The organism is Enterococcus sp. AZ091, assembly GCF_051714805.1.
In the GTDB taxonomy this organism is placed as follows: Bacteria; Bacillota; Bacilli; order Lactobacillales; family Enterococcaceae; genus Enterococcus_D; species Enterococcus_D gallinarum.
On record NZ_JBIOSO010000002.1, the window covers coordinates 68220 to 79816 of the forward strand.

Below are 11597 nucleotides of genomic sequence, written 5' to 3' on the forward strand. Positions count from 1 at the left end.
GAGGCAAGGCAAATGGCAAAATTACAGGATTATCTTGACCAAGTCAACGTGTTTTCAGCGTTGAAAGAAGAACCTGAATGGATGTTGGAACTCCGCCAAGCAGCCCTTGCAAAAGTGGATGAACTCCCGTTTCCAAAAATTGAACGGGTCCGTTATGAACGCTGGCCTTTGTTTAATATCAATGAAGCAGCACTTGTCGGTGAACAAGAATTCTCTGGCGTGATTGATCCAGCGGCAGCAGGATTGGGGGCAGTTCCATCCTTTGATGCAATGGATAGCCATCCAACGGTTGTTCAGTTTGATGAAACAACGGTCTTTGAACAATTACCGCAACATCTAGTGGATCAAGGTGTCATTTTTACGGACTTGTTTACCGCAATGAGAGAAGTACCAGAACTCGTCAATCAATACTATATGACTAAAGCAGTCCCAATGGATGAAGACAAAATGACTGCGGCCCATGCGGCATTTATGAATAGTGGTTTATTTTTATATGTACCCAAGAATGTCATCATTGAAGAACCACTAGAAGCAATCTTCTATCATAATGGCAATAGCCAAGCGCATTTCTTCAAGCATGTCTTGATCGTAGCAGATGAGCACAGTGAATTCAGCTACTTGGAACGTTTCCAAACCAAAGGGGATCAAGCCAAAAAGCTATCTGGAAATATCGTTGTAGAAGTGATCGCCAAAGCAGGGGCTAAAGTCAAATTCTCAGCTATTGATCAATTGGGGGTCAATATCACTACCTATATGAATCGACGAGGCTATGTCTTACGAGACGCTATGGTTGATTGGGCGATTGGCGTCATGAATGACGGCGATGTGATTGCTGACTTTGATTCAGACCTCGTTGGCGTAGGCGCCCATTCTGAGGTAAAAGCTGTTGCTATCAGTGCTGGTCGGCAAACACAAGGGATCGATACGCGAGTGACAAATAAAGCACCACATTCGATCGGTCACATTTTACAACATGGTGTCATTAGAGAACGCGGCGTCTTGACCTTCAACGGTATCGGACATATTTTAAAAGGAGCCAAAGGTGCCGATGCCCAACAAGAAAGTCGGGTCTTGATGTTGTCTGACCAAGCTCGTGGCGATGCCAATCCGATCCTATTGATTGACGAACATGAAGTCACGGCAGGACATGCTGCCAGTGTGGGTCGCGTCGATCCAGAAGAAATGTACTACTTGATGAGTCGCGGCTTGCGCAAGGAAGAAGCAGAACGCTTAGTGATTCGCGGATTTCTGGGATCTGTCTTAACAGCCATTCCTGTGAAAGAAGTGCAACAAGAACTGGTGGCTGTTATTGAAGGGAAGTTACTTGCATGATCGATGCCCAAAAAGTGAAACAAGCGTTTCCTATCTTGGATCAAGTCGTCAATGATGAGCCACTAGTCTATCTTGATAATGCTGCCACCACCCAAAAGCCGGAAGCCGTTTTAAAGACGATCGCTGCCTATTATCATCAAGACAATGCCAACGTTCACCGCGGCGTTCATACATTGGCGGAACGGGCGACCCATTCTTATGAAGCCGCGCGGGAAAAAGTTCGCCATTTTATTCAGGCCAAAGAAACCGCCGAAGTGTTGTTCACTCGTGGTACGACGACAAGCCTGAATTGGGTAGCCCGCAGTTTTGGGGATCAATTTGTCAATGAAGGTGATGAGATCGTGATCTCTTACATGGAGCACCATTCCAATATCATCCCATGGCAACAACTGGCAAAACGCAAGAAAGCGATTCTGAAATATATCCAATTGACGCCAGAAGGTATCCTTGACATGGATGATGCACGTCAACAGATCACGGATAAAACAGCGGTGGTTGCCATTGCTCATGTCTCAAATGTTCTTGGTGTGATCAATCCAATTGCTGAGTTAACGCAACTAGCCCATCAACACCAAGCCGTGATAGTAGTAGATGGCGCCCAAGCAGTTCCCCATATGTCAGTTGATGTCCAAGCATTAGATTGTGACTTCTATGCTTTTTCTGGTCATAAAATGTGCGGCCCGACCGGCATTGGTGTCTTATATGGCAAACGTTATTGGTTAGATCAGATGGAGCCAGTGGAATTTGGCGGCGAAATGATTGATTTCGTTCATCTTCAAGAAAGCACGTGGAAAGAATTGCCATGGAAGTTTGAAGCAGGTACTCCAAACATAGCTGGCGCCATCGGGCTAGGGGCAGCGGTAGATTACTTGAGTGAACTTGGGTTAGCGGCCATCCATCAACACGAGGCTGAACTGGTCGCTTATGTTTTGCCAAAATTGCAAGCCATTGATGGACTGACGATTTATGGTCCACAAGAAGCAGCCAAACGAACAGGTGTCATCGCTTTTAACATCGACGGGATTCATCCCCATGATGTAGCGACTGCATTAGACATGGAAGGTGTCGCTGTCCGTGCCGGTCATCATTGTGCACAACCCCTCTTAAACTATTTGCACGTACCGGCAACTGCACGTGCCAGCTTTTACCTGTATAATACAAGAGAGGACGCCGATCGATTGGTTGACGCCATCAAGTTAACAAAGGAGTTTTTCCAACATGGCATTAACGAAATTAGATAATTTATACCGACAAGTCATATTAGATCATTCCAGTCACCCCCATCATCGCGGAACACTGGGAGATTCTACCTATAAAGTCGAATTGAATAATCCCACTTGTGGCGATGTGATTCATTTAGAACTCGCCGTTGAAGGGGAGACCATCAAAGACGTGGCATTTACCGGTGAAGGCTGTTCTATCAGCACTGCCAGTGCTTCAATGATGGGAGATGCAGTGATCGGCAAAACATTGACCGAAGCTGGAGAATTGTCAGGTTTATTTTCTGAATTGGTCCAAGGTCATACTGTTTCTGACAGTGACCGTCTAGGTGATGCTTCAATGCTAGGAGGAGTGGCTAAGTTTCCCGCGCGGATCAAATGTGCCACCCTTGCATGGAAAGCATTGGAAAAAGCGATCGCCGACGATACCCAACAATCAGATGTGGAACACAGACACTCGGAAACCGATGAGCATCAAGTAGAGTAGATTGCAGCAAAACAAAGGAGTGAGAACCATGGGTGTACCCGAATTAGAAGAATATAAATTTGGCTTCCACGATGACGTGCAGCCCGTATTTAGTACCGGTGAAGGCTTGACCGAAGACATCGTCCGTGAAATCTCACGGGTCAAACAAGAACCAGAATGGATGTTGGAATTCCGATTGAAGTCATTAGAAGCCTTCAACAAAATGCCCATGCAAAACTGGGGACCGGATCTGTCCGACATCGATTTCGATGCCATCAAATATTATCAAAAACCTAGCGACAGCCCAGCTCGAGACTGGGATGATGTACCAGAAAAAATCAAAGAAACCTTTGAACGAATCGGAATTCCCGAAGCAGAACGTGCCTATTTAGCCGGGGCTTCGGCACAGTATGAATCAGAAGTCGTTTACCATAACATGAAAGAAGAGTTTGAAAAGTTAGGCATCATCTTTACCGATACCGATTCAGCCTTGAAAGAATACCCAGAGATCTTCAAGCAATACTTTTCAAAATTAGTACCGCCAACCGATAACAAATTGGCTGCACTGAACTCAGCTGTTTGGTCCGGTGGAACCTTTATCTATGTACCAAAAGGCGTCCGCGTTGACGTACCGCTGCAAACCTATTTCCGGATCAATGCCGAAAACACCGGTCAGTTCGAACGAACATTGATTATCGTTGATGAAGGTGCCAGCGTCCACTATGTGGAAGGCTGTACCGCACCAACCTATTCCAGTAATAGTTTGCATGCAGCTATCGTCGAAATTTTCACCTTGAAAGATGCCTACTGCCGTTATACAACCATCCAAAACTGGTCCGACAATGTCTATAACCTCGTAACCAAACGAGCAAAAGCATTGGAAGGCGCCACAGTCGAATGGATCGACGGCAACTTAGGTGCCAAAACAACCATGAAATATCCAAGTGTCTATCTCGATGGCAAAGGCGCCCGCGGTACGATGCTCTCCATTGCATTTGCCGGTGCGAACCAAATCCAAGATACAGGTGCTAAAATGATCCACAACGCACCAAACACTTCCAGCTCCATCGTCTCGAAATCTATTTCAAAAGACGGCGGCGCCGTAAACTATCGTGGACAAGTCACCTTCGGCAAGAAGAGCGCAGGCTCTATCTCTCACATCGAATGTGACACTATCATCATGGATGATCTATCGAAATCCGATACCATTCCATTCAATGAAATCCACAACAGCCAAGTATCATTAGAACACGAAGCAAAAGTCTCAAAAATCTCAGAAGAACAACTCTACTACCTCATGAGCCGCGGCCTATCCGAAAGCGAAGCCACCGAAATGATCGTCATGGGCTTCGTCGAACCATTCACCAAAGAACTACCAATGGAATACGCCGTTGAGCTAAACCGATTGATAAGTTATGAGATGGAAGGGTCAGTTGGATAATTTTATTACCCGTTAAAAATGTTGTTATATCAATGTTTTTAATGGGTAGTTTTTACTTTTGATAAAATTGAATGCTAAATTGAATACAATTAGCATCAAAGATTTACATAATTAGCGAATCGTTCGCCAGTTTCTTCAATTTTTTCTGGTGTGACATGGGCGTAAATATTTATTGTTGTTTTAACGTCCTTATGGCCTAATCGGGCTTGTACTTCTTTAATACTTGCACCAGATTCAAAAAGAAGGCTTGCATCAGTATGGCGAAATCCATGTAAAGTAATTTTAGGTAAACCGTATTTTTCGAGAATATGATATAGCCAGTCATTAGGGGTTTGTCGACAAAAATCGTGCTAAAAGCCCATAGCCGTAAGGCTCGAAGCCTTGCACGAACTAAACGCGAAAATTTTAAAAGGCCTTCAAAATAGGGGATTAAGGTGATTTTTTACTCGAACATAATTTTAAAAATCCACTTGCAGTGAGTTTCCTGTAAGTTTACAAATGCTTTTTCGAGAAGGTTGTAGATTTTTATATTCTAGTGGTATTAATGTTAACAGTGGTTTTTAAAAGGAGAAATAAAGTGTTATTTTCAGTTGGGAGGAGTTTTATGCCATACCATACGAAGAAAGATATTTATATTTGAACAGCAATTAAATTATAGCTTTTGGGACTGGGACGAAGAAGATAAATTATTGTTACATAATTGGAAGGAAAACAAAAAGAAAATATTTGATTTATTCTAAAATAAAAGAATATGATGTTTTTGATGATGAAAAAGTTAAAAGTGGCGTTGATTGTCTATGATAAAGATATTTCGTATGGGACAAAATTAGGAGAGCAACATATTCCTGGGTATATTGAATTTAGTTATAGGTATTCTTTAAACGAATTTGCAAAAGCTTTAGGCATTGAATCACAATATGTAGAGGGGTATCTCAGGGTAAATACGTGAAAATTAATTCTTCAGCTTATTTAATCCATGCGAAAGATAAAACGAAGTATCAATATTCTTCAGAGATGGTAGAAACATTTGGAACAATTAATTATGATGAATTTATTAGGCAAAATAAAGAAGATTTTGATAAGCGAGCAGCTACAGCTAAATGTGAACAATCTGATATTGGGTTAGATTATGTTTTGCAAGAAATACAGCAAGGTTGTTTAACATACAGAGATGTTATGATTGATGAAAAATTAGCATTTCTTTATGATAATAATCAAGTAAAATTTAAAGATGCTTTTAATTTTTTTGGTGAGCGGCAGTCGTGGTTGCGACTAGAAGAATTAAGAAATAAAGAATATGAATTAACAGTTATTTATATTCAAGGAAAGCCGGGAATTGGGAAGACGACACTAGCAAATGAATTAACTTTAGAGACTAGAAGTTTATTAATGGCGAACGGATACAAAAGTGATATTTATTTATTCAGCTGGGGCAAAGAATTCTTTTGATGATTATTATGGGGAAGATATTCTTATATTTGATGATTTAAGATATGATAGTTTCTCTTGTTCTGATTGGTTAAAAATATTTGATCCGTTAAATTCAGCGAGAATGTCAGCTGGGTATCGAAATAAGATAGTTGTTCCTAAAATGATTATTGTAGCTAATTATTTATCAACTGAAAAATTTTTAGTCAAATCCCAAATGAGGATTTGAATCAATTTATACGAAGATTGAATTATAAATCTGAGATTAAGGGCGAAAATTTTTTTGGTGATATTATTAAAACATATTGTTTTTTGAAATTGAATTATTAGGTGAAAACTACATATATTCTATATCAGAATCGAAAGCAGCGCAATTAAAGTATGGTGCTTGCAAGGTTTTTCAAACAGATAATAAACAAGAGTTTGTAAAGCGACTTATTTCAGAATATATTTCAAAAAGAATGTTAAAGAATAAATAAGGGAATGATCTTTTGTAAAATTGGAATATTTTGTGCTATACTGTATATGAAATCAGAGCCGTTAAAAAGACGGTGACTTGGATAAATAGTTTGTTTAACCATCTACCTTCGGTCAAAGTGTTAGATGGTTATTTTTTGTTCTTGTTATCTGTAATCAGCAAGACTAATGTTGCAAAAGCAATCATCAGCGTTAATGCTTCAAATACAGACATGCTTACTCCCTTCTAGGGATAAAGCTATGAACCATGGGCATTACCCCTTTATTAAGAGATTAGCCACCATCTATTTACTTCTCTGGCTCATAAATAGCATACATTTTTTCTGCTAAATGTATACCTGATGGAAATGATGAGTGCGCTTTCAAAAAAATAGAGATTGATGTATAATATAGTTGATAAAATTGTTGTTTTTGTTTTTTTGCTGTAACTATTTATTTTTTTGAAGATGGTTTTGGCTGAAAAAGGAGGATAGAAAAATGCAATTTTTTATAGGCTTAGCTGTTCTTGGTTGTTTTTGTTGGAGTTGGTCAAAGATGCCTAAAATTTTAGAAGAATGGAAGGAGCAAAAAAAGAAATGAAAAAAGTGTTATCTATTTTTTTTGTTTTGTTAGGCTTTTTATTCTTCTTTAAGGGAAATGATGTATATGCAGACAGTCAGGAAATTTCTAGTCAGCCAATTGAGTTTAATGATGTTAGTTCTATTGATGAAGTAGTGACAATTATCGATAATTATTATAGTCCAGTAGTCCAAACAAGAGCTGCTGCAGGAACAAAGTGGAAAGAAGGAACAGTTAAGTATATTGGTCAGGGTTCTCATTTGGTAACTAATTATTTTTGGGTTAAAGGGAGTTCTATGTCTAATTTAAATGTAGTGGGGAAAGCACAAAGAAAAGCTGTTATAGCTAAATATGGTAAAGTAAATAATAATACTTCGTATAAAATGAAAACAGAACAAAAAATTAATATGAGCCCACAAACACAAGGATATGTTACGGTTTCTGCGCAGGCGTGGTGTTATGCAAAAGACTGAATAAAATAATGTTTAGCAAAACGCAGTGATTTCTTGACAATAGGCATGTCGTGGTATTCTATCGATAGCTCAGCTATGGAAATTTGTGTTTGTGTTTGTCATGCTGAGCGCTCCTAAATTAAACCACAACAATAAGCGCCTGTTGTCAAGAATTGCGAATCAAGAGTCCCACGCTAAATAATTTTTGAATGCCAAATTGATTGCCATTTCTTTGATTTTAAGTGCTATTTACTTAGATTTAATAATTTTTTGCTCTCTAGAATGCTTGATTTGATAGCTTTTTCCATTATATGCAATCTTGATAATCGAATGGAAGGGTCTGTTGGTTAATTGAATTGAATAAGCTAGAAATGCCTATTTGAAGGTGTTTCTGGCTTTTTTTGTTTGGGTGTGTATAAAGTAACACCAATGAGAAATGGATATTATGCTTCAGACAGAACTTACAATATTTAAAGTAAAAGCAGGAAAAACGGATATAGTTGATGAATGGATGTCTTTCTAAAATGAGCATATGGAAGAAGCGTTTCTAACATTAGAAAACGAAAAAATGTTTGTTGAGACAATCTTTAGAGAACAGCTCAACGGGGAAGAATTTTTGTACTGGTATTCTATATAAGAAGAAGGTGGAATTCCTGTTGAGAATTCTGAAAGTTGGATTGATAAAAAACATTTAGAATAATGGGATGAACGCATAAATTCTATATACAAGCCAGTCGATTTGTCAGCGGAAGTTGTAATGATTCCTGATAAAACACGCATTAATATGAAATCCTAATGACTTTTAGATTAAGCAAATAGGATTTTTTAAGCAATTAGAGCAAGTGTTTTTAGAATAAGTTAGATAGGCAATTTGGGGTCTCAGAAACTACACAGTCCCAGACCGTGTCATTTGCGATATTACCGAATGGGGATTACATAAGTGAAATTTGTCTGTTGTGCTAGAAACTAACCATACGAGCCGTGGTTGGCTACAAAGTTGCATTAAGTTATTTATCAAGGCTGGCTATAGATGTGATCAATCAAGTACACCGGAATTATCCTGATCAAACACTCCTTTTTCAAAGTGATTAAGGCAGTCAATTTACCAGTAAAGAAGTAGTCCATAAAATCCACATACTTCAGTTGGATCAAAGTATGTTACGTAAGAGAAACAGTTTGGATAATGCAATGATTTAATCTTTTCTAGTATTACCAAGCGAGAAGAATTAAAGTGGTATGTTTTTCATTCGTTTATTCATGCTGAAAGAGTCATTTTGTGAATATATTGAAGGGGATTACATGTCTCTGCGATCACGTGAATCTTTAGGTAGGTTCTCACCTATCCAATATATTACGACAATCAGTCTGTCAATGAAGACATTAAAATAGGCACAGAAAAAAATAGACTTTTCCGTGTCAAATTTTCTTGACTAACTCAGTCTGAAAAGTTAAGGCATCTTCAAAATTATAAGTACATTGAGATGATTTATTACTTCCTGTTAGTATTTATTATATTGAGGGAGCTGCTGCAACAACAAATATTGAAGACGTTGGTAAATTACTATTTCAAAAGGTCCTCAAGTAATAATAGATAAGCTAGACGGAAAATAATTGAACAGCAACTTCACTGTTAATATTAGTGGTGGTAGTTGCTGTTTTACATCTTTGATTTATTTTTATATATGCGTGTGTACGAATTTACTAATTCGTATACGCATTTAATAGTTGTACACAAAATCTATTATGCTTCAAGTTTATTGTATAATCCAAAAGCACTCTTTATACTGGTGGTGAATTAAAGAAAGGGGATACAAAAATGAAAGAATATCTTCAAAAATTGGGAAAATCTTTAATGATGCCTATATCCATTATCGCAGCAGCTGGGATTTTTCTAGGGATTGCCTCTGTATTACAAAACCCTAATATCGTAGGTGAAGGCTTTGTGGCAGTTTCAGGTGTTCAAAATACGATTGGTTTTATTCGAGCAATTGTAGGTGCACTCTTTGGCAATTTGCCAATTCTATTTGCCGCTTCAGTTACAATTGGTCTTGCTAAAGGAGAAAAGACAACCGCAGCTTTTGCAGCAATTATTGGTTTTATTTTGTTTCATATAACAATTAGTTATTTTCTTAGCTTAAAAGGTATTACGGCTGCCACGATGTCAGTAGAAGCGCTGATTGAAAGTGGCCAGTCTACATTAGAAGCTACTAGGACCGTATCACTATATGAATCAGTACTAGGGATTTTTACTTATCGAATGAATGTATTCGGTGGGGTAATTGTGGGTATGTTAGTGGCGACGGTTCATAATCGTTTTTATAAAACAGAATTACCAATGGCGATTAGTTACTTCGGTGGTAAACGGCTAGTTCCGATTATGACTACTGTGACAGTTCCAATACTTGGAATTTTAATGTACTTTGTTTGGCCCTTTTTAGGTAAAGGAATAGAAAGCGTTGGGAATTTAATTGCAGATTCTGGAGCATTTGGTGTCTTTTTATTCGGCGCAATTGAACGTTTGTTAGTACCAACTGGCTTACATCATATTTTAAATCAGCTTGTGCGTTTCACTCCAATTGGTGGGGTGGCCATGATTAATGGTGAACAAGTAGTAGGAGCATTGAATATCTTCAATCAATTATTAACAGAATCTGATCCGAATATGGATATTATGCGAGAAGCGACTCGTTTCTTAGCGCAAGGTAAAATTCCTTTTATGGTGTTTGGCCTACCGGCCGCTTGTTACGCTATGTATAAAACGGCTCGCCCGGGGGAAAAGACTCGAGTAAAAGCTTTGCTACTAGCTGCAGCCATAGCAAGTTTCACTACTGGGATTACTGAACCAATTGAATTTTCCTTTATTTTCGTTTCACCAATTCTATTTATCTTCCACGCCATAATGTCTGGTCTTTCATTTATGCTAATGAACCTACTAGGTGTTTCAATTGGTAATGTGCAAGGGGGAGCTATTGACTTAGGCGTCTTTGGTATCTTACGTGGTTTAGAAACTCAGTGGTTCTTTGCTGTTATTGTAGGGATCTTTTATGCTTTTGCCTACTATTTTGTCTTTAAGACAGTTATCTTACGACGCAACGTAAAAACACCTGGTCGTGAAGATGAGACTGAGCCAGTCGTTATGACAGCAAGTAATAATGCTGGTATTAGCTCTACATCCGATATTGGCACAACTATTGTTACTGCATTGGGAGGGGCAGAAAATATTCAATCCATTGATAACTGTTTCACTCGTTTGCGGCTCGTTCTCGTTGACTCTGAAAAAGTTGACGAAAAGGCTTTGAAAGCAACCGGGGCTGCGGGAGTTATGAAATTTGATGACAAAAATGTTCAAGTTGTTTACGGGCCTCAAGTTGAAGGGATTGCCTTAAAAGTCAAAGACGCAGCTAATATGGCGGAATAAAAAAGTTGGGTAGTGAGAATTCTCTACCCAATCTTTAAATAGTTCCTTGAAAGGCAGCGGAGTAGTATTTTTTCAAATACTCTGTAAAAAGTGTGTTGCCAATATAGTGGAAACTTAAGCGATCCGCTACGTCAATACCATCGATTACTACTTTAGAGGTCATGGCGTAGAGCTGAAAGTTTGTAATCCGACTCAGTTTGTTTTGAGAAAAGCCGGTAATACTGACGGTTTTTGCGCCAGAAATATTGGCAATATTTACCGGTTCAATGGTGTTTTCTGTCTCTCCACTAATACTAAAGGCAATTACCAAATCATTTTTTGTTAGCTTTCTGGCTGCGTGACGCATCATGTGAGGCTCCCAAAAAATATGAGAATTTTTGTCAACTACTTGAAGATAGTTGTGTAACTCTTCTGCCGGTAAACGAGATAATCCTACCCCAAGCACTAAAACTTGTTCGGCTTCAAAAATTACTTGATTGATTTCATCGATGATTTGTTGGTTAAGCAATTGTTTAGTTTTAACCAATTGATCATCTAGTGAAGTGAAATCAGAAAAACTCTGTTCCTCAATAGTCGTGATGTAGAGTGCTTCTTTGAAATCAGAGTAGCCTAAAAAGCCTAGTTTTTTACACATCCGGGTGATGGTATTGGGAACGGTAAAGAAGGTCTCTGCTACTTCGCGAATAGTGACTTGCTGAATATCTTTTGCATGGGCTAAAAAATAAGCAAGAATTTCTTCTTCATTTTTATTTAGTAAATGTCTATTTAACTTTAACAATTGATAAAAATACATGGGATCACCTCA

General features: G+C 38.5%; 10 protein-coding genes and 2 pseudogenes. 9 read left to right on the forward strand and 3 right to left on the reverse strand.

The window, feature by feature from the left end:
• The first annotated feature begins 12 nt into the window (after positions 1-12).
• The 4 genes from sufD to sufB are packed head-to-tail and all read left to right on the forward strand — an operon-like array spanning position 13 to position 4459.
• Positions 13-1332, forward strand: a complete 1320-nt coding sequence (sufD, locus tag IGJ28_RS12850) for a Fe-S cluster assembly protein SufD (protein WP_252711633.1) — start codon at positions 13-15, stop codon at positions 1330-1332.
• Positions 1329-2573: a cysteine desulfurase gene (locus tag IGJ28_RS12855; RefSeq protein ID WP_156247812.1), complete on the forward strand. Its 1245-nt coding sequence runs from the start codon at positions 1329-1331 to the stop codon at positions 2571-2573. Before sufD ends, IGJ28_RS12855 begins: the two co-directional genes overlap by 4 nt.
• On the forward strand, positions 2551-3039 hold the full coding sequence (gene sufU / locus IGJ28_RS12860) for a Fe-S cluster assembly sulfur transfer protein SufU (RefSeq protein WP_003128306.1): 489 nt from the start codon (positions 2551-2553) through the stop codon (positions 3037-3039). Before IGJ28_RS12855 ends, sufU begins: the two co-directional genes overlap by 23 nt.
• Positions 3040-3067: 28 nt before the next feature.
• A complete protein-coding gene (gene sufB, locus IGJ28_RS12865; protein ID WP_005470231.1) occupies positions 3068-4459 on the forward strand; it encodes a Fe-S cluster assembly protein SufB in 1392 nt (463 codons plus the stop codon).
• A gap of 95 nt (positions 4460-4554) precedes the next feature.
• On the opposite strand, the pseudogene IGJ28_RS12870 reads toward sufB, so the two are convergent.
• Positions 4555-4794, reverse strand: a pseudogene (locus IGJ28_RS12870) (tyrosine-type recombinase/integrase); the annotation flags it as partial.
• A 428-nt stretch (positions 4795-5222) separates the two neighbouring features.
• Between IGJ28_RS12870 and IGJ28_RS12875 the strand changes: the two are divergent.
• Positions 5223-5408, forward strand: coding sequence for a hypothetical protein (locus IGJ28_RS12875; protein ID WP_131731988.1), 186 nt, complete (start codon positions 5223-5225; stop codon positions 5406-5408).
• Positions 5405-5908 (forward strand): Rep family protein, encoded by a 504-nt coding sequence (locus IGJ28_RS12880; RefSeq protein ID WP_003128370.1) that lies wholly within the window; start codon positions 5405-5407, stop codon positions 5906-5908. The genes IGJ28_RS12875 and IGJ28_RS12880 overlap by 4 nt, the downstream gene beginning before the upstream one ends.
• A 586-nt stretch (positions 5909-6494) precedes the next feature.
• On the opposite strand, the gene IGJ28_RS12885 is transcribed toward IGJ28_RS12880, so the two are convergent.
• Positions 6495-6578: a putative holin-like toxin gene (locus IGJ28_RS12885; protein ID WP_280115467.1), complete on the reverse strand. Its 84-nt coding sequence runs from the start codon at positions 6576-6578 to the stop codon at positions 6495-6497.
• Positions 6579-6939: 361 nt separating this feature from the next.
• On the opposite strand from IGJ28_RS12885, the gene IGJ28_RS12890 reads away from it, so the two are divergent.
• From IGJ28_RS12890 to IGJ28_RS12900, 3 genes and pseudogenes are all read left to right on the forward strand, one after another.
• A complete protein-coding gene (locus IGJ28_RS12890; protein WP_252711632.1) occupies positions 6940-7395 on the forward strand; it encodes a hypothetical protein in 456 nt (151 codons plus the stop codon).
• A gap of 424 nt (positions 7396-7819) precedes the next feature.
• Positions 7820-8170, forward strand: a pseudogene (locus IGJ28_RS12895) (DUF6176 family protein).
• A 1020-nt stretch (positions 8171-9190) separates the two neighbouring features.
• Complete coding sequence (locus tag IGJ28_RS12900) at positions 9191-10792, forward strand: PTS transporter subunit EIIC (RefSeq protein WP_438845441.1); 1602 nt, start codon at positions 9191-9193, stop codon at positions 10790-10792.
• A 34-nt stretch (positions 10793-10826) separates the two neighbouring features.
• Here the strand turns inward: IGJ28_RS12900 and IGJ28_RS12905 are convergent, their stop codons facing one another.
• The gene (locus IGJ28_RS12905) at positions 10827-11585 is read right to left on the reverse strand and encodes a MurR/RpiR family transcriptional regulator (RefSeq protein ID WP_252711630.1); all 759 of its coding nucleotides are present in this window, start codon (positions 11583-11585) and stop codon (positions 10827-10829) included.
• Between the last annotated feature and the right edge of the window lie 12 nt (positions 11586-11597).